12 protein-coding genes are annotated in these 18,253 nt (G+C 70.9%); 7 read left to right on the plus strand and 5 right to left on the minus strand.

Annotated features, from left to right (window positions below):
- Nucleotides 1–45: 45 nt before the first annotated feature.
- From ACYVLJ_RS39360 to ACYVLJ_RS39370, 3 genes are read left to right on the plus strand one after another with little or no spacing between them, the layout of a single operon-like run.
- Nucleotides 46–1,335: an ABC transporter substrate-binding protein gene (locus tag ACYVLJ_RS39360; RefSeq protein WP_460442478.1), complete on the plus strand. Its 1,290-nt coding sequence runs from the start codon at nucleotides 46–48 to the stop codon at nucleotides 1,333–1,335.
- On the plus strand, nucleotides 1,332–2,216 hold the full coding sequence (locus tag ACYVLJ_RS39365) for a carbohydrate ABC transporter permease (RefSeq protein ID WP_460442479.1): 885 nt from the start codon (nucleotides 1,332–1,334) through the stop codon (nucleotides 2,214–2,216). Before ACYVLJ_RS39360 ends, ACYVLJ_RS39365 begins: the two co-directional genes overlap by 4 nt.
- A complete protein-coding gene (locus tag ACYVLJ_RS39370) occupies nucleotides 2,206–3,033 on the plus strand; it encodes a carbohydrate ABC transporter permease (RefSeq protein ID WP_451984201.1) in 828 nt (275 codons plus the stop codon). Before ACYVLJ_RS39365 ends, ACYVLJ_RS39370 begins: the two co-directional genes overlap by 11 nt.
- 1,743 nt (nucleotides 3,034–4,776) lie before the next feature.
- On the opposite strand, the gene ACYVLJ_RS39375 is transcribed toward ACYVLJ_RS39370, so the two are convergent.
- Together ACYVLJ_RS39375 and ACYVLJ_RS39380 are read right to left on the minus strand one after the other, a co-directional pair.
- A complete protein-coding gene (locus tag ACYVLJ_RS39375; RefSeq protein WP_460442480.1) occupies nucleotides 4,777–6,681 on the minus strand; it encodes a sensor histidine kinase in 1,905 nt (634 codons plus the stop codon).
- Entirely contained in the window at nucleotides 6,671–7,366 is a 696-nt protein-coding gene (locus ACYVLJ_RS39380) for a response regulator transcription factor (RefSeq protein ID WP_451984205.1), read from the minus strand. The genes ACYVLJ_RS39375 and ACYVLJ_RS39380 overlap by 11 nt, the downstream gene beginning before the upstream one ends.
- A 156-nt stretch (nucleotides 7,367–7,522) precedes the next feature.
- Here ACYVLJ_RS39380 and ACYVLJ_RS39385 point away from each other — a divergent pair, with 156 nt between their 5' ends.
- Nucleotides 7,523–10,657 (plus strand): GH92 family glycosyl hydrolase, encoded by a 3,135-nt coding sequence (locus tag ACYVLJ_RS39385; protein ID WP_460442481.1) that lies wholly within the window; start codon nucleotides 7,523–7,525, stop codon nucleotides 10,655–10,657.
- A gap of 18 nt (nucleotides 10,658–10,675) precedes the next feature.
- On the opposite strand, the gene ACYVLJ_RS39390 is transcribed toward ACYVLJ_RS39385, so the two are convergent.
- Nucleotides 10,676–11,539 carry an esterase/lipase family protein gene (locus tag ACYVLJ_RS39390; protein WP_460442482.1) on the minus strand — a complete coding sequence of 288 codons (864 nt, stop codon included), beginning with the start codon at nucleotides 11,537–11,539 and terminating at the stop codon, nucleotides 10,676–10,678.
- Nucleotides 11,540–11,654: 115 nt separating this feature from the next.
- On the opposite strand from ACYVLJ_RS39390, the gene ACYVLJ_RS39395 reads away from it, so the two are divergent.
- The 3 genes from ACYVLJ_RS39395 to ACYVLJ_RS39405 all read left to right on the plus strand — a co-directional run bounded on the left by ACYVLJ_RS39395 (nucleotide 11,655) and on the right by ACYVLJ_RS39405 (nucleotide 13,792).
- Nucleotides 11,655–12,773, plus strand: coding sequence for a PucR family transcriptional regulator (locus ACYVLJ_RS39395; protein ID WP_460442483.1), 1,119 nt, complete (start codon nucleotides 11,655–11,657; stop codon nucleotides 12,771–12,773).
- 99 nt (nucleotides 12,774–12,872) lie between these two features.
- Nucleotides 12,873–13,361, plus strand: a complete 489-nt coding sequence (locus ACYVLJ_RS39400; RefSeq protein WP_460442484.1) for a hypothetical protein — start codon at nucleotides 12,873–12,875, stop codon at nucleotides 13,359–13,361.
- Entirely contained in the window at nucleotides 13,358–13,792 is a 435-nt protein-coding gene (locus ACYVLJ_RS39405) for a hypothetical protein (RefSeq protein ID WP_460442485.1), read from the plus strand. The genes ACYVLJ_RS39400 and ACYVLJ_RS39405 overlap by 4 nt, the downstream gene beginning before the upstream one ends.
- On the opposite strand, the gene ACYVLJ_RS39410 is transcribed toward ACYVLJ_RS39405, so the two are convergent.
- Nucleotides 13,789–15,411, minus strand: a complete 1,623-nt coding sequence (locus ACYVLJ_RS39410) for a DUF885 domain-containing protein (RefSeq protein ID WP_460442486.1) — start codon at nucleotides 15,409–15,411, stop codon at nucleotides 13,789–13,791. The two genes, ACYVLJ_RS39405 and ACYVLJ_RS39410, sit on opposite strands and share 4 nt — an antisense overlap.
- A 103-nt stretch (nucleotides 15,412–15,514) precedes the next feature.
- Entirely contained in the window at nucleotides 15,515–18,109 is a 2,595-nt protein-coding gene (locus tag ACYVLJ_RS39415; protein WP_460442528.1) for a glycoside hydrolase family 3 protein, read from the minus strand.
- Nucleotides 18,110–18,253: the final 144 nt, after the last annotated feature.

Raw genomic sequence — 18,253 nt, forward strand, 5'->3', positions numbered from 1 at the left:
GTCGGCACTTACCGTCGCTGATAATTCGAATAACCAGGAGGCATCGTGGCCTACCGGAGAATCCGGCTGCTCGCCGCGGCCCTGTCCGCCGTCGCACTGGCCTCGACGGCGTGCTCGGGCGGCGCCGGCGACGACAAGGACATCGCCCTGCGCATGACCGTCTGGACGACGGACAAGAACCAGCTCGCCCTCTTCGACTCCATCGCCGCCGAGTACCGAGCGGCGCACCCGGAGGTCACGTCGGTCAAGTTCGACGTCGTCCCGGGGGACACCAGTGCCTACTCGGCCGCGCTCACCACCCAGCTCTCCGGCGGCAACCCGCCCGACCTGGCGTGGATCCTCGAGCGCGACGCGCCGGACTTCGTCCAATCCGGAGCGCTCACGAACCTCAAGCCCACTTTGGACGCTGCCGCCGGGTACAACGCGGGCGAACTGGTGCCGTCCGCGACCAAGCTGTGGACCAAGGACGACGGCCTGTACGCCTACCCGTTCTCGACCTCGCCGTTCGGCATGTTCTACAACAAGAACCTGTTGACCCAGGCCGGGATCACCGAAACGCCGGACCAGCTGCTCGCGAGCGGACGGTGGACATGGGACGCGGCCAGGCAGATCGCCACCCAGGTCGCCGCGAAGGACACCGGCAAGGCCGGCCTGGTCATCCGCGAGTTCGAGTACAAGCAGTGGGTGCTGCTCGCCTCGGTCTGGCGGGGCTTCGGCGCCGACGCCTGGGGCCCGGACGGCAGGTCCTGCGGGTTCACCTCGCCGGAGATGACGTCCGCGATGACGTTCCTGCACCAGGCGATCTTCACCGACAAGGCGCTGCCCGGCCCGGGCACGACGGCGGACTTCTTCGCGGGGGAAAGCGGCCTGACCATCGCCCAGATCAGCCGGGCCGGGCTGCTGAAGAGCAAGCCGTTCGACTGGGGCATCGTCCCGCTGCCCGCCGGGCCGAAGGCGAACGCGCAGGTCATCGGCCAGGCCGGGATCGGCGTGCCGGTGAAGGGCAAGCACGTCAAGGCCGCGGCGGACTTCCTCGCGTTCTTCACCAACCCGGCCAACTCGGCGAAGCTCGGCCAGTACTTCCCGCCGGCTCGCGACAGCCTGCTCAACGCGGCGGCACTCGCCAAGGCGAACCCGCTGTTCAGCCAGGAGCAGCTGCAGAACGTCGTGGTGAACGGGATCAAGACCGGCGCGGTGCTGCCGTCGCACACCGGGAGCGCGCGGATCGCGTCGCTCGTCCAGTCCGCTTTGGACCCGATGTGGAAGCCGGACGCGAACGTGCCCGCCGCGCTGGCCGGCGTCTGCCAGGCGATCGACCCGGCGCTGAGCCGATGACGTGGACGACGAAGAAGCGCGACGAGCTGGCGGGGTGGCTCTTCGTCGCCCCGCAGGCTCTCGGGTTCCTCGCCTTCGTCGTCGCGCCACTGGTCGCGGTCGTCTGGTACAGCTTCCAGGACGTCAACCTGCTCGCCGGGACGTCGTCGTTCGCGGGCGCGGACAACTACGCGAAGCTCTTCGACGACCCGACCGCACCGAAGGTCGCCCGCGCCACGGCGATCTTCTGCGTCGGCCTGGTCGTGCTCAACCTCGCGCTGGCGTTGTCGCTCGCGTTGCTGCTCAACCTGAAGCTGCGCGGCACCACGGTGTTCCGGACGGTCTTCTTCTCGCCGGTCGTCATCACGCTCGTCGCGTGGACGATCGTCTGGAACTTCCTCCTGCAGGACAACGGCGGGATCAACTCGCTGCTGCAGGCGATCGGCCTCGACGGCCCGAACTGGCTGCGCGGCAACGGCACCGCGATGCTGTCGGTGGTCGTGGTGCAGGTGCTGAAGAACGTCGGCCTCAACATGGTGCTGTTCCTGGCCGCGCTGCAGGGCATCCCGCAGTCCATTGTGGAGGCCTCCCAGCTGGACGGCGCCGGGCCGTGGCGCCGGTTCCGCTCGGTCACCCTGCCGATGATCAGCCCGACGACGTTGCTCACCGCGATCATCACGGTCGCCGGCGCGCTGCAGGTGTTCGCGCAGATCCAGGTGCTGACCCTCGGCGGGCCCGCGGACAGCACCAACGTGCTGGTGTTCTACTTCTACCAGCAGGCCTTCGCCAACCACGACCTCGGCTACGGCTCCGCGCTGGCCGTCGTGCTGTTCCTGGTGATCCTCGTGCTCACGCTGCTGCAGTGGCGGATGCGGAAGCGGTGGGTGTTCCATGAGTCGTAGGGCGAAGATCGCCTGCTACGCCGTGATGGTCGTGCTGGCCGTGCCGTTCGTGTTCCCCACCTGGTGGATGATCACGGCGTCACTGCTGCCGGCCAACGAGGTGCTCGCGTACCCGCCGAAGCTGTTCCCGGACCAGCCGCAGTGGGAGAACTACCGAGCCGCGTTCGCGGACTTCCCGTTGGCGCAGCAGTACTTCAACAGCCTCTACATCGCCGTGCTCGTCACGCTCGGCACGATGTTCTTCTCCTCGCTCGCCGGGTACGCGTTCGCGCGCATCCGGTTCCGCGGCGAGAAGCTGTTCGCGGTGATCCTCATCGGACTGATGGTGCCGAGCGAGGTCACGATCATCCCGCTGTTCCGGGTGGTCGACGACCTCGGCCTGACCAACACGCACTGGCCGCTCATCGTCGTCCCGGTCTTCGGGGCGCCGAGCGTGCTGGCGACGTTCGTGATGCGGCAGTTCTTCATCGCGATCCCGGGCGAGCTCGAAGAAGCCGGCCGGCTCGACGGCCTTTCGCGCTTCGGGCTCTACCGGCGCGTCGCCCTGCCGATCGCGAAGCCCGCGCTGGCCGCGGTCGCCATCTTCACGTTCCTCAACACGTGGAACTTCTTCCTGGAACCGCTGGTCTACCTGACCGACAAGAGCATGTTCACGCTGCCGGTGGCGCTGACGCAGTACGTCGACGTCTACGGCGGCCACCTCTGGAACGTCCAGCTCGCCGCCGCGACCACGACGGTCGTGCCGGTGCTGGTCGTGTTCGTCATCGCGCAACGCCAGTTCGTCGAAGGGCTCGCCCAAAGCGGCCTGAAAGGCTAGGAGGCAGTCGTGCTCGATCGCAGAACCTTCCTCGGCGGAGCCACGGCCGCCACGGTGCTCGGCCTCGTCGGCGCCCGCACGGCGGCCGCCGCAGTGCCACCCCCGGCCGGTCCGTACCCACCGCTCGCCCCGCTCCCGGCCGGGGCGCCCGACCGGCGGCTCTTCACGCCCGAGGAGCAGCGCTTCGCGCCCTACCTCGCCATCTTGCCGGGCATTGTCAACGATGTCAGCACGGATCCGGGCACCCTGGGGTTCTTCGGCGGCGGCTGGTGGCGCACGCCGAGCCAGCCGTACAACGCCCGCGTCCAGGAGCACGTCTACACGCTGAGCTGGTTCTACGCGAACCGGCGCCCGTGGAACCCGTATTACCTGGATCCCGCGCTGCGGAACCGGCTCGAAGCCGCGATCGTGCACTACCTGAACCTGCAGCACGCCGACGGGTCGTGGCCGGAGTACTCGATCGACGAGAAGTCCAAGGCGGCCACCGGTTTCGGCATGGGCTACCTCGCGAAGACCCTGGCCAACCTGCGCCGGGTGAACGCGCTGCCCGCCCGGCGCGCCGAGCTGGAAGCCGCGCTGCACCGGGGCATGACGTGGTTCCTGAACCCGGCCAACCCGATCTGGGCGCACCCGATCGAATTCGCCAACCAGAACACGTCCGGGCTTTCGTCGTCGCAGCTCGCCTTGACCCTGACACCCGACGCCACGCTGAGCCGGCAGCTGGCCGACCGGATCGAGTTCCTCGCCGCGAACGGCCAGAGCCCGGCCGGGTTCTTCTACGAACCGACCGGGATGGACGTCAACTACAACTTCGAGGTCATGCTCCCGGAGCTGGCCGAGATCCACGCGCTGACCCGCGACCGCACGGTCGTCGGGATGGCCCGGAAGTTCGCGGACTGGTTCGGCTACAACGTCGTGCGCGAACCGGACGGCTCGGGCTCGCTGACCTACGTCGCCACGTCGAGCCGCACGCACGTGACCTGCTACGACGACGTGATCCCGGACCCCGACCGGACGAACCTCGGTTCGCTGTTCGTGCCGGAGGTGCCGGACCTGGCCGCGTTCTTCACCACGCGCGAGGACCGTGCCGAAACGCGCAGGCAGTGGGCGAAGGTACCCGGCCCGGCGATCGGACCGGCCAAACAGGACACTTCACCGCGCATCCTCGCGCACGTCTCCTACGGCGAGGCGTTCCCGTCGCACGGGGAGAAGCAGGCCTCGATCCGGCAGCTCCCGTACCTGCGTTCGAACGACTTCGCCGTCCAGCGCCGGGACGACGAGCTGAACCAGACCTACTGCTACGTCCGGCGCCCGCAGCTGTACCTCGCCGGGTTCTGGGGCACACGGGCGTCGACCTACGTCCGGGGCGCGCAGGGCCTGCTCTGGCACCCCCGGGCGGGCATGGTCGTGGACTCGCAGCAGGACGACACCCAGTGCTGGGCCAGCGTTCTGCCCGGCGGCAGCCCGGACGCCCGCGGCCTCCTCGACGCGGAGTTCTTCATCGGCGACCGCCCGTGGGACGGCAGCCGCAAGGTGCCCGGTTCGGCCCCGGTCGTCGTCCGGTACACCCTGGACAGTCGCATCCGGACCGACTTGACGATCACGCGCGACACCGTCACCCGGGCCGTGCGGGGGACGACTCCGCTCACCGAGCAGATCCCCCTGGTCCTGCACCCGGGCGACGACGTGCGGTTCGCCGACGGCACCCCGGTCACCCCCGGCGCCGACGCGCACGCGACGGCATCAGGGCTGACGATCCGCCGCGGGGGCACGACGATCGCCATCGGCTGGGGCACGGCCCTGGCCGCGACCGTCACGGCCACCGCCGTCACCTTCCTCCGCGACGGCGCGCGGCGGCTGCACGTCCTGCGCGTCCCGCACCCCGGCGTCCTCACCACCGGGATCCGGCTTCGGTAGCCGGACGGTGAACGTCGAGCCGACGTCCACTTCGGACTCGACGGTCACCGTGCCGCCGTGTGCCGACACCAGGTGCCGCACGATGGCGAGGCCGAGCCCGCTGCCGCCGGTCTGGCGGCTGCGGGACTTTTCGGCCCGCCAGAACCGGTCGAACACGTGCGGCAGGTCTTCGGCGGCGATCCCGGCGCCGGTGTCCGCCACGGCGAGCGTCACCGCGTCCACGGTGGACCGGACGTGCACGGTCACCCGGCCGCCGGGCGGGGTGTGCCGGATCGCGTTGGTCACCAGGTTGCCGACGACCTGGCGCAGCCGGACCGGGTCGGCGTCGAGCCCGGCCGAGCCGGTGGCCTCGACGGAGAGCGTGACGCCCGCCGCGGCGGCCCGGTCGGCGTGCGCGGCGGCGACGTGGCCGGCGAGCTCGGCCGCGTCGAGCGGCTCGGGGTGCAGCCGCAGATGCCCGGCGTCGGCCGCGGCGAGGTCCTGCAGGTCGTCCACGATGTGCTGCAGCAGCACGGTTTCCTCGAGCAGCGACGCGGACAGGGCCCGGTCGAACGGCAGGTGCCCGTCCTCGGCGGCCTCCAGCCGGCCGCGGATGACGTTGAGCGGGTTGCGCAGCTCGTGGGCGATGTCGCTGACCATCGCCTTGCGCTGCTCCTCGATGCGTTCGCGGCGGGCGGTGAGGTCGTTGAACGCGGCGGCGAGGTAGCCGACTTCGTCGCGGGTCTTCACCGGTGCCGGCCGGTCCTGCTTCGCCGCCTCGGTCAGCGCGCGCAGCGGCCGGGACAGCCGCCGCGCGACGAGCACGGTGATCAGCGCGGCCAGCACCAGCACGCCGCCGGTCACCGCCAGGATCCGGGTGAGGTTCTCCCGCGAGAGCGTGAACGTCGGCAGCTGCGACCCGCCCGGGCCGAGCGTGAACAGCAACGCCGGCGGCGCGACGAACGGCGTCAGCTGCGCGCGGCGCGCGGAGTCGACGCAGGCCCGGCTGGGTCCCTGGTCCGCGACGCCGAGGGCGTCGAAGTCGAGGCCGAGCTTCACCGGCTCCGCGCCCTGGGCCTGCAGGCAGCGGTTCACGGCGTCGTCGAGGCTGTCGAGCGCGGCCTGCTCGGTCGGCGTCGGCTCGGCCAGCTCGTAGAGGCCGCACTTGGCCGCGAAGTAGCGGGCGGCCAGCGGGTCGAGCGCGGTGAGCTGGGCGCGGCCGCTCGCGCCGTCGCGCACCTGGCTGGGGAAGCCGAGCGCGGTGAGGCAGGCGGCCGCCTTCTGCGCGAGCGAGCCCAGGTCGGCGCGTTCCTTGGGCGGCAGCCGGAACGGGCCGGCCGCGCGCGGGTCGATGCCGCTCGTCCCGGCCTGGGGCAGCAGGACCGGGTCGACGTGCAGCGGGTCGACCGACGCCGTCGCCTTCACCGGCAGCGTGACCGGCGCGCCGCCGGAGTCGCCGAGGACGCGGCGGTCCAGGGTGGTCAGCACGATCCGGCGGCCGGTCTGCTCGGACAGCGCCTTCACCTTCGACCCGACCTGCTCCCAGGTGTGGTTGGCTGCCGCGAAGCCGATCAGCTCGGTGTAGATCGTCGCGTCGCCCGAGAGCGCCTGGCCCTGCTCCTGCTGGATCGCGTGGGTGGTGGTCTGCACGGCGAGCCACGCGGTCGCGGCGATCGAGCCGAGCGCGATCAGCAGCGAGACGGCCGTCAGCCGGACGACCAGGCTGCGTCTGCGGGGGAAGCTACGCGTCATCTTCCGCCGTCAGCTTGTACCCCACGCCGAACACGGTCCGCAGGTAGACGGGCTTCTGCGGGTCGGGCTCGAGTTTCTTGCGCAGGTTGAGGACGTGGACGTCGATGATCCGGGTGCTGACGAACCGGTCGTCGCCGCGGGTGAGCTCCAGCAGCTGACGGCGGGTGAACACCCGGCCGGGCTGCCGGATCAGCGTCTCCAGCAGCTGGAACTCGCCGGGCGTCGTCTCCACCGGGCGGCCGTCGATCGACACCTCGTGCCGCACCGGGTCGAGCCGCAGCGCGCCGGCGCGCAACGCCGTGTCGGGCGGTTCGTTCCGGGACGCCGTCCGCCGCAGCAGGGTCCGGACGCGGGCCATCAGCTCGCGAGGGCTGTACGGCTTGGTCAGGTAGTCGTCGGCGCCGAGGTCGAGGCCGAGGAGCAGGTCGTCCTCGGTCGCGCGGGCGGTCAGCATCAGCACCGCGACGTCGGACTCGCCGCGCAGGATCCGGCAGACGTCCAGGCCGTCGACCTTGGGCATCATCACGTCCAGGACCAGCAGGTCGGGCCGGTCGCGGCGGGCCTCGTCGAGGGCCGCGCGGCCGTCCGGGGCCAGCACCACGGTGTGACCTTCGCTCTCGAGGTAGAGCCGGAGGACTTCGGCCTGCTTCTCGTCGTCCTCGGCGACCAGTACACGTGCGCACACGGCGTCGAGGTTAGGCGTCCTGACAGCGCTGCCACCCGATCCTGACCGGATCTTCATACCTCCGGGCACGAGCCAGGTCTTTGTCAAAGTGTTGACCCGGGGGCCGGGCGCAGGCAAAGGTCGGATGACAAGGCTGTCAGCTCTGGGAGGCTCCGGGTGCGGTACAGGTTCATGGCGGCGCTGGTCGCGACGGCGGTGATCGGGGTGCCCACGGTCGCTTCGGCGGCGCCGACAACGATGTCATCGCTGGTCGGCGACCCGTCGGCGTACGTCGACCCGCTGATCGGCACCGGCCGGGGCGGCAGCTCGGTCGGCGAAATCAACAACTTCCCCGGTCCGGCGGCGCCGTTCGGGATGATGCAGTTCTCGCCGGACACCCAGGGCGCGTACGCCGGCTACCAGTACCACTCCGACCAGATCCGAGGTTTCAGCCTCGACCACGCGTCGGTCGGCTGCAACGCGTTCGGGGACGTGCCGCTCCTGCCGGTGACCGGCGACGTCGGCAGCGCGCCGTGGGACCGCACCGAGCACTTCAGCCACGACGGCGAGCAGGCCGAGCCGGGCTACTACGCCGTGACGCTCGCCGACTCGAAGGTCCGGGCCGAGCTGACCGCGACCACGCGCACCGGGCTCGCCACGTTCACCTACCCCGCCGGCTCGACGCCGCAGGTGCTGGTCAAGGGCGGCGCCAGCCTCGCCGGGAACTCCGCCGCGACCCTGAAGATCACCGGCGACCGCGAGGTCAGCGGCTCGGCCACCACCGGCAACTTCTGCGGCAAGGGCAACAAGTACACCGTCTACTACGCCATCACGTTCGACCAGCCGTTCACCGCGCACGGCACGTGGGACGGCTCCAGCGTCAAACCCGGCACCGACAGCGTCGACTCGCCGCGGGCGGGCGCGTACCTGACGTTCGGTTCCTCGACCGTGCACGCGAAGGTGTCGATGTCCTATGTGGGCGTCGAGGGCGCGAAAGCCAATGCCGCCGCGGAGGTCCCGGGCTTCGACTTCGCCGCCGTCCGGAAGTCCACCCGGGACCAGTGGACGCAGGCGCTGGGCAAGATCCGCGTCGCGGGCCGCGACACCGCGCAGCTCAAGACGTTCTACACGTCGCTCTACCACTCGCTGATGCACCCCAACACCTTCGACGACGCCGACGGGCGGTACATCGGCTTCGACAACCAGGTCCGGACCCTGCCGAAGGGCCGGCACCAGTACGCGAACTTCTCCGACTGGGACACCTACCGCTCGCTCGCGCCGTTGCACGCCATGCTGTTCCCGAAGGAAGCCAGCGACATGGCGCAGTCGCTGACCAACGACGCCGTGCAGGGCGGCTGGTGGCCGCGCTGGCCGATGGCGAACGGCTACACCGGGCAGATGACCGGCGACAGCTCGGTCGCACTGATCTCGAACCTGTACGCGTTCGGCGCGCGGGACTTCGACGTCAAGACGGCACTGAAGTACCTGGTCAAGGGGGCTACTTCGGTCGACGACACGCCTGGCGCGTATCAGGAACGCCGGGGCGTCGCCGACTACGTCGCCCGCGGGTACATGCCGAACAACGACGCCTCCCGCGGCGACCACGCGCGTGTCGGCGCGTCGATCACCCTGGAATGGGCGATCGACGACTTCGCCATCGCGCAGTTCGCGCAGGGGATCGGCGACCGCGACGTCGCCCGCGAGTTCACCCGGCGCGGCCAGAACTGGCAGAACATCTTCAACCCCCTGACGGGGTACCTGCAGCCGCGCGCGCAGGACGGCCGCTTCCCGGACGGCCCGGCCTACGTCCCGCCGCCGCCCGGCAAGTTCGGCCAGGACGGCTTCGACGAGGGCAACGCGGCGCAGTACACCTGGCTCGTCCCGCAGGACCCGGCCGGTCTCGTGACGGCGATGGGCGGGCCCGCGGCGGTTTCGTCCCGGTTGGACACCTTCTTCCAGAAGCTGAACGTCGGCCCGAACGAGCCGAACATGTGGGCCGGCAACGAACCCGACTTCGGCGTGCCGTTCCTGTACAACCACGTCGGGCAGCCGTGGAAGACGCAGCAGGTGGTCCGCGAGATCGCGACGACGTTGTTCAGCGCGACCCCGGACGGCGAGCCGGGCAACGACGACCTCGGCGCGCAGTCGTCGTGGTACGTCTGGGCCGCGCTCGGCATCTACCCGGCGACCCCGGGCACGCCGGACCTGGTCGTGGCCAGCCCGCTGTTCGAACGCGCGGTGCTGTCCCTCCCGAATGGCCGGACGATCGACATCCACGCGCCGAACGCGCCGGCGACGTACGTGCACGACCTGTCGCTGAACGGCCACGACTGGGAGCGCACGTACCTGCCCGCGAACACCGCGCGCGACGGTGGCCGGCTGGACTTCTCGCTCGCGTCCACTCCGGACCGGCGCTGGGCCGCGGACGCCGAGCCGCCGTCCTATCGTGACAGTGAAAAGCCGTTCCTGGCGTCGGCGACCAACCAGGTCGCCGTCGCGCCCGGGAGCAGCGGATCCGTCACGGTCAGTGGACAACGGCTCGGCGGGCACGATCGCTCTCTGGACGTGACGACGACGGCACCGGCCGGGGTGCGGGTGACCGGCCCGCGGCAGCTGCGGCTCGACGACCGGACCGGCAGTGGCACGGCGAAGCTGAGCGTTTCCGTGGCCGCCGGGACGCCCGAGGGCTACTACCAGGTGCCGGTGACCGTCCGCGGCGGTGCGACGACGGTGTCGTCGTCGGTGATCGTGCTGGTCGCGCCCCCGGGCGGGCCGGCGGCCGCGTACTCGAACGTCGGCATTTCCGACGACGGCGACACCGGGTCGGCCGACATCGACGGCGCCGGGAACAGCCTCTCGCGCCAGGCCCTGGCCGCGGCCGGGCTCGTCGGCGGCAAGCCGTCGCAGGCCGCGGGCACGACGTTCACCTGGCCCGCCGCGCCGGCGGGCCGGCCGGACAACGTCGTCCCGGCCGGCCAGACGATCCAGGTGTCCGGGACCCGGCTGTCGTTCATCGGCACGGCGTCGAACGGCGACCACCAGGCCAAGGCGACGGTGACGTTCACCGACGGCACCACGGGCCAGGCCGACCTGTCGTTCGGCGACTGGGTCTTCCCGGGCGGCGGCACGGACCCGGTGTTCGGCAACACGCTGGTCGCGCGCACCGACCACCGCAACCAGCCGGGTGGCCCGGGTGGCGGGGCGTCGGTGTACGCGACGGCGCCGTTCGACGCCCCGGCCGGGAAGCGGATCGCCTCGGTGACCCTGCCCGCCGACGCGAACCTGCACGTCTTCGCGATCGGCCTCGCCTGACAACCCGCGGCAAACCCCTCAGCCCGGCGAACCCACCGCGCAGACCGCGATCGGGGTGGCGTTCGCCGGGTCCAGGGCGTTGCGGACCAGGTGCCAGACGTTGAGGTCGTAGGCCTCGCCGATGTGGCCGACCGGGTCGAACGGGCACGAGTCCTGGACGTAGCGGTTGTGCACGCCCGGCTCGCGGACGAACGACGTCTCCGTCGGCGTGACCAGTTCGTCGTAGCGGGACGTGATGATCGTGTAGTCGATGCCGGGCTGGGCGACCGGGCCGGTGTTGAGCGCGACGATCGCCGCGCCGCCGTCCAGCTCGTCGGCGAAGATCGGCAGGCCGATCGTCTTCACGATGCTGTCCCACGTCGACTTGCCGAGCAGCTTGTAGGCCAGTGTCAGGAGCCCGGACGCGTTGGCGCCGTGGGTCGGCGGGGCGATCGCGACGACCTTGCCGATCTCGCTCCGGATGCCCTGCATCTTGGCCAGGTAGATGGACTGGAGGCCGCCTTCGGAGTGCCCGACGACGTCGACCTGGGCGGCGCCGGTGGCCGCGCGGACCTTCTCGACGAAGTCCTTGATCTCCGAGGACGACTCCGCGACCGGCTTCAGCCCGCCGACGAACGGGAACTGCGGGTAGGCGCCGTAGGTGAGCGAGAACGTGCAGTAGCCGCGGGCAGCCAGGTCGGCCTGGAGGAAGTTGAGGTCCTCGTAGTAGGTCGCGAAGGTGCCGTGGAGCAGCACGACCGGGTTGGGGTGGGCCGCACCGGGGCGGCAGCCGAAGTCGTTGTTCCCGCCGCTCGGCGCCGCCTGCGCCGGCGTCGCCGCGCTCAGGGCGAGCGCGCCCGCCAGGCCGATCGCGGCCAGCCACCGTTTCGTTCCCCGCGCCATTGCCGAGTCCCTTCGTCTGGTTGGTATGCACAGCATGCGCCGCTTGATCAACGCTGTCTGCTGGCAAAACGCGCAGAAACTTGCCGCGGCCGTTTGTGCATGGTGACAATGTGGCATGGATCCCGTGGCCGAGCTGTTCCCTCGATCGGGTGAGATCGCGGCCGCGATGATGGCCCGCTGCGCGGCCGAGATCCCGGCGTACCGGCTGCTGCCGGCCACCGTCCTGGAGGGCGACCTGGTCGCGAACGCGCGGGCCGTGTTCGAGCTGTTCCTGACCACCGTCGCCGAGGACCGGCGGCCGACCGAGGACGAGCTCGCGCTGCCGATCGCCTGGGGTGCCGAACGGGCCCGCGACGGCCTGCCGCTCGAAGCCGTCCTGAAGATCTACCCGCTCGCCGCGAGCGTCGCGTGGGAGCGGCTGGACGGCGACCGCGCGCTGCTCGGCGCGCGGATGCTGGACTTCCTCGGCGAGGTGGTGCCGCGCGTCGCCGAGGCGTACCTGGCCGAGCGGGACGACCTCGACTGGGAGCAGCGGGAGGACCGGCAGAACCTCGCCGCGAGCCTGCTCGCCGGCCGCCCGGTGCGCCACCGCGAGCTGCCCGAGAGCTACGACGTCGTGGTGTTCCCGCTGCCGTCGCGGCCCGCCTCCGCCGGACCCCGGGCGGCGACGGACCTCTTCCGCGCCGTCCGGTCCGATTTGGACAGTCAGCCCGGGGTCCTGGTGACGTTCAAGGGCGACGGCGGGGTGCTGCTGGTCCCGGACGGCACGCACGCCGACGCCGTCGCCGCCCGGGTCGACCGGGTCTGCGGGCGTCGCGGCACCGCCGCCGCGGCCCGCGCCGAGACGCACGCGGACATCCCGGCGGCGCACGCCGAGGCCGTCGAAATCCTTGCCCTGGCGGAAAACCTGCGCCGTCCGGCCCGGCTCTACCGGCTCGCCGACCTGGCCATCGAGTACCAGCTCGCCCGGCCGGGCCCGGCGCGGGAAGCACTCGCCGCGGTGCTGGCGCCGCTCGAGGACCACCCGCACCTGATCGACGCCCTGCGCGCGTTCGTGACGGCGGACTACAACCGCGGCGAAGCGGCGACGACGTTGAACATCCACCGCAACACGCTGACCTACCGGCTGGGCCGGATCCAGCTGATCACCGGCTACGACGCGACGCGTCCCGAGGACGCCCGCCACCTGGCCGCCGCGATGACGGCTTACGACATCGCCGTGCGGAACGGGTGACTTCCACGGGATAACGCTTGGATCGCGATTCCCCGGATCCGGTGCGCTTCCGCACGTCCGCCCGATTCCTGAAGGCGGACACGGAAGAAGTTGATTCCCATGAAAGCTGCCGGAATTCTCGTCGCCGCCCTGATCGCGCTGGCCGTCACCGCCTGCGGAACGCCCGTGGTGGGCGTGCCGGTCGCCGTGACGCTCGCCCCGGCGCCGACCACCAGCACGGCCATGGTCGCCGTGCCCCAAGCGCCTCAGACGGTGTACGTGCAGCAGCCGCCCGCGTACGTCGCACCGGCGGACACCGCGGAGGCGCGCACGGTCATCGCGTACTACGACGCGATCAACCGCCGCGACTTCGCCACGGCGTGGTCGCTCGGCGGCAGCCGCATCGCGGGCGGCGGCGGATACACCAAGTACGTCAACGGTTTCACGACGACGTCGTGGGACACGCTGACCGTCACCGACGTCCGCGGGAGCACGGTCTCGGTGGTGCTGTCGGCCGTCCAGACCGACGGCAGCACCCGGACCTTCTCCGGCACCTACACCGTTTCCGGTGGCGTCATCACCGGCAGCCACATCACCCGGACGAAATGAGCCCGACCGTGCGCCTTTTCCGCGTCACCGCTGCCCTTTCCGCCGTGCTCGCGCTCGCCGCGTGCGGCCTGCCGCGCCTGAACCCCGGGAGCGCGACGCCGGCGGCGACGGTGACCACCACCCTGCCGAGCACGCCGACCGTCACCGCGCAACCGCCCGCCGTCGTCGTCCAGCCGCCGCAGACCACGACCGTCGCACCGAAGGGGGTCGCGGCGTCGAGCCAGTGGTACGCCCAGTCCAGCTGGATCAACGCCCAGCCGTGGATCACCATCACGCCTTCGGCCGGGCAGACGCCGTGCCAGTGGCTGCACGCGAGCGGCTACAGCTACGCCCAGGCGTACGCGGCCTGGGCGCAGAACGGGTACCCGGCCAGCTGGTCGGCCACGAACGACGGCTACCCGTGCCAGAAGTCCTACGGCATGCAGCACTAGCCCGCCCAGGCGCGGACGGCGTCGGCCAGCACGGCGAGCGGCACCGGGCCGCCGCCGAGCACGACGTCGTGGAAGTCCTTGATGTCGAAGGAATCCCCGAGCCGCTCCTCGGCGAACCGGCGCAGGCGCAGGATTTCCAGCCGGCCGGTCATGTAGGCCAGTGCCTGGCCCGGGCACTCGACGTACCGGTCCGTTTCGGACTGGACCTCGACCTCGCTCATCACGGTGTGCGTGCGGAGGAATTCGACGCACCGGTCCCGCGTCCAGCGCAGGGCGTGCAGGCCGGTGTCGACCACCAGCCGCGCGGCGCGCACCGAGTCCTCGGCCACCATGCCCAGGCGCATCAGATCGCTGGAGAACAGCCCCATCTCGTCGGCGAGCCGTTCCGCGTAGAGGCCCCAGCCTTCGCTGTAGGCGGTCACCGGCGCGATCCGCCGCAGCAGGGGCAGGTCCGTCAGCTCCAGGGCCAGCGAGACCTCGAAGTGGTGGCCCGGAACGGCTTCGTGGAACGCCACGGTCTCGGCGATGAACCGGTCGCGCGTGCGCACTTCGTGGGTGTTGGTGAAGTACGTGCCCGGGCGCGACCCGTCGGCGGCGGGCGGCAGGTAGTACGCCGGTGCGGCGACCGGCGCGTCGGCCTCGGGCACCGCCCGGACGACGCACCCGGCCCGGGGCAGCCGGTGGAACCAGCCGGGCGCGGCGGCGGTCGCGCGGGCGACGGCGGCGCGGGCGGTCTCGAGCATCTCCTCGGCGTCACGCCAGCGGAGGCTGTCGTCGGTCCGCAGCCGGCGGCGCACCTCGGCGGGTTCGGTCAGCCCGAACTCCCGGCCGCCGATCTCGGCGTACTCGGCTTCGAGCCGGGCGAGTACGTCGAGGCCGAGCTGGTGCAGCTCTTCCGGCGTGCGGTCGGTCGTGGTGTGCATGCGCGCCAAGGCCGCGTAGTGCGCTTCGCCGTCTTCGAGCCAGCAAAGCCCCGGCCGGTCGTCGGGACGGCCGTGTCCGGCGACCTCGGTGGCGAGGAACTCGCGGTAGCGCGTCAACGCCGGCCGGATCACGTCGGCGACCAGCCGGTCGCGGCGCTCGCCGCGGGCGCCCGTCAGCGGCTGGGGGAACAGCTTCTCCTGCGCGAGGTACCGGTCGAGGAACGCGACCGCGTTGCGCGCGTTGCGGTCCACCGGCGTCCGCCCGGCGCGCAGGCCGTCCCGTTGGCGCGTCGCCAATGCGCCGTAGAACGCGGGGAGCGCGGCCAGCCGCGTCAGGTAGTCCTCTTCGGCCTGGTCGCCGGACGGGGTGAGCTGCGGCAGGAAGGCGAGGTGGCTGATGCCGGTCGCGAACATCGGGTCGGCGAGGGTGAACTCGACGACGCGCGCGTCGAGCTGGGTCACCACGGCTTCGGCCTGCTGGACGACGACGCCGAGCGTCACCCGGTCGGGATCGTCCGACGCCCGGGCCCGCGCGAGGATGCCGGCGGCCCGCTCCCGCAACCGCTGCTGGGCCGCCTCGCCGGGATCGGTCAGCTCGGCGTCGTGCCCGGCGATGCCCACCATGGTCGCTTCGAGCGGCACCCAGGTGCCCAGTACTTCCAGGAGTTCGTCAGCGAGCGCGGTGGCGGAGGTCATCCCCCCATTCTGTCGGCGCCGCTCGGCCCCGATCCAGGGGATTTCGCACCGGGGCGTGAAAACGGGACCGGGCCGGGAGCGTGGCTCCCGGCCCGGCCGGTGATCAGGTCAAACTCGAACAGGGTCTCGCGTCGGGATCCTTGGCCCCGCCGGGCACCCACCGCACGTTCGCGAAGGACGCCTGGAACGGGCCGTCGGTGTAGACCAGGAACGGGGTGTTGATGTTCTCGAAGTCCAGCCCGTTGTTGAAGCAGGACAACGGGATCTTGACCGTCGTCTTGCCCTGGCCCTGGAGGTCCGTGAACAGCTTCGTCGCGTTCACCTCCGAGAAGCACGGGTACACGCAGTGCATGCTGACCACCGTCCGGTTGGTCGGGGCCTGCTGCACGATCGTGTCGAACTCCAGTGCGCCGTCGGCGTTGAGGTAACTGCGGAGATCGTTCGTGCCCGCCGGGTTCTGGAGGTAGATCTGGGCGGCGCCGGCGCCGGTCCAGGTCGTCTTCAGGCCGTCGCCCTGCACGTTGACGTCCGTCGGGACGACGTTGATCTCGCTGTGCGCCGCCGTGCCGTCCGGACCGATCTCGGTGCCGCCCCAGTTCTCCGCCGAACCGATGAAGCTCTTGTACGGCGCGACGTCGGTGCGGTCGAAGATCGACAGGTCCTCGGTCGCCGTACCGCCGCCACCGGTCGAGGTGCACGACGCCGGGCCTTCGGTCTCGTCGAGCTTCCCGATGGTGACGCGCTGGCCGGTCTTGAGGCCGTAGCCGAGCTTGAACAGCGGGTCGTAGTTCGGCGACCACGGGTTGAGCGGCGACTGGCACGCGCTCTTCGGCCACGAGTAGGACAGCGTGGCGGTGTAGCCGCCGTTGACGTCCTTGCCCTTGACCATCAGGTCCGCGACGCCGCCGCCCTCGCTGCCGGGCAGCCAGGCCGCGACAAACGCGTCGGAGCGGTTTATCTCCTTGTTCATGTACAGCGGGCGGCCGCCGACGTAGACGGTGGCGACCGGGGTGCCCTTGCCGCTGACCTTGTCCAGCACGGCCAGGTCCTCGGGGTAGAGCTTCGACGCCTCGAGGGTCTTGCGGGTGAGGTCGCCGACGCCCTCGGCGTACGGCGTCTCACCGATGACCGCGATGACCGCGTCGTAACCCTTCGGGTCCGTGTTGCCGGTGGGGTCGAAGGTGACGTTCGCGTCGCCGAGGTCCTGCTTGAGCCCGGCGAGGATCGACGTGGCGTTCGGGAAGTCGGCGTTGGTGTTGCCGGTGCCCTGCCAGCTCAGCGTCCAGCCGCCGGTCTGGTTCTGGATGCTGTCGGCGCTCTTGCCGACCACCAGCACCTTGGACTTCGGCTTCAGCGGCAGCACGTTGCCGTTGTTCTTCAGCAGCACCTGCGACTCGCGCGCGGCGGCGCGGGCCAGCTGGTGGTCGGTCAGGGCCTCGTCCGACTCGGCGAACGAGCGGTCCGACGGCGCCTGGGCCTCGAACAGCCCGTCACGCAGCTTGACGCGCAGGATGCGGGTGACCGCGTCGTCGATCCGCGACATCGGGATCTGGCCGCTCCGCACCTGGGCGACGGTGTTGGTGATGAACGCCTTCCAGTCGGCGGGCACCATCACGATGTCGATGCCGGCGTTGATCGCCTGCGGGCACGAGGAGTTGGTGCAGCCGGGGACCTGGCCGATGCCGTTCCAGTCGGACACGACCAGGCCGTCGAAGCCCATCTTGCCCTTGAGGATCTGGTTCAGCGCCTTGTCGCTGCCGTGCAGCTTGCCCTCGTTGATGCCGAGGTCGGTGTTGGTCCAGCTGTTGAACGACACCATCACGGTCTGGGTGCCGGCGGCGAGCGCGCCGTAGTAGCCCTGGCCGTGGATGTTGATCATGTCGGCTTCGGACGACGGGTTGACGCCCTGGTCCTGGCCCTTCATCGTGCCGCCGTCGCCGATGAAGTGCTTGGCGGTGGCGATCACGCCGCTGGACCCGATGCGCTTGGTGGCCTCGTCCTGGAGGCCGTCGATGGCCTCGTAGCCGTAGGCGCGGGTGATGTGCGGGTCCTCGGAGAAGCCTTCGTAGGTGCGGCCCCAGCGGTCGTCCTGGACGACCGCGAGCGTCGGCGAGAACGCCCAGTCCTGCCCGGTGGCGCGGATCTGCCGCGCGGTGGCGGCGGCGACGTCGCGGACCAGGCACGGGTCGTGCGCCGCGCCGAGGCCGATGTTGTGCGGGAAGACGGTGGCGCCGTAGACGTTGTTGTTGCCGTGCACGGCGTCGATGCCCCAGATGACCGGGATCTTCGTGCGGCTCGACTTCGAGGCGTACCAGTAGGAGTCGGCGAGGTTCAGCCAGTCCTGCTGGGTGGCGTGCTTGTTGCCGCCGGGCCACGCGCCGCCGCCGTTGAGGACGGAGCCGATGGCGTACTGCTTGACCTCGTCGGCAGTGATCGAGGTGATCTCGGGCTGCGTCATCTGCCCGACCTTCTCCTCCAGGGTCATCCCCTTGAGGATCTGGGCGATGCGCGCCTCGTCACCGGCCTTGCCCTTGAACCGGCTGTCGACCTTGGGCCAGTCCGCGAGGGTGGGCAGGTTCGGCTCGATCTTGGCGCAGCCGTCCTTGTCCTTGGCGGGCTGCCCGATCACGGGCTGTGGCGGCTCGGCGGCTTGGGCCGGAATCGCCTGCGCGACCCCGCCCAGCAGGCTCAGGCTCATCAAGGTGACGAGCGAACTTCGGCGCGCACGGGACCACGCGCGGGATCTTCTGGCCATGGTCTGGTCCATTCTGCGATGAACGGCGGACCGGCCGATCCTCACCGGGCGCAGCGACGGCGTCAATAGGTTTCGGGCTCGTTATTT

The organism is Amycolatopsis stemonae (assembly GCF_054781455.1).

Coding starts and splice junctions, on each gene's coding strand:
- ACYVLJ_RS39375 (WP_460442480.1), bottom strand. CDS start 6,681: ATGACGCGTAGCTTCCCCCGCAGACGCAGCCTGGTCGTCCGGCTGACG.
- ACYVLJ_RS39395 (WP_460442483.1), top strand. CDS start 11,655: ATGGATCCCGTGGCCGAGCTGTTCCCTCGATCGGGTGAGATCGCGGCC.
- ACYVLJ_RS39365 (WP_460442479.1), top strand. CDS start 1,332: ATGACGTGGACGACGAAGAAGCGCGACGAGCTGGCGGGGTGGCTCTTC.
- ACYVLJ_RS39405 (WP_460442485.1), top strand. CDS start 13,358: ATGAGCCCGACCGTGCGCCTTTTCCGCGTCACCGCTGCCCTTTCCGCC.
- ACYVLJ_RS39410 (WP_460442486.1), bottom strand. CDS start 15,411: ATGACCTCCGCCACCGCGCTCGCTGACGAACTCCTGGAAGTACTGGGC.
- ACYVLJ_RS39390 (WP_460442482.1), bottom strand. CDS start 11,539: ATGGCGCGGGGAACGAAACGGTGGCTGGCCGCGATCGGCCTGGCGGGC.
- ACYVLJ_RS39415 (WP_460442528.1), bottom strand. CDS start 18,109: ATGAGCCTGAGCCTGCTGGGCGGGGTCGCGCAGGCGATTCCGGCCCAA.
- ACYVLJ_RS39400 (WP_460442484.1), top strand. CDS start 12,873: ATGAAAGCTGCCGGAATTCTCGTCGCCGCCCTGATCGCGCTGGCCGTC.
- ACYVLJ_RS39370 (WP_451984201.1), top strand. CDS start 2,206: ATGAGTCGTAGGGCGAAGATCGCCTGCTACGCCGTGATGGTCGTGCTG.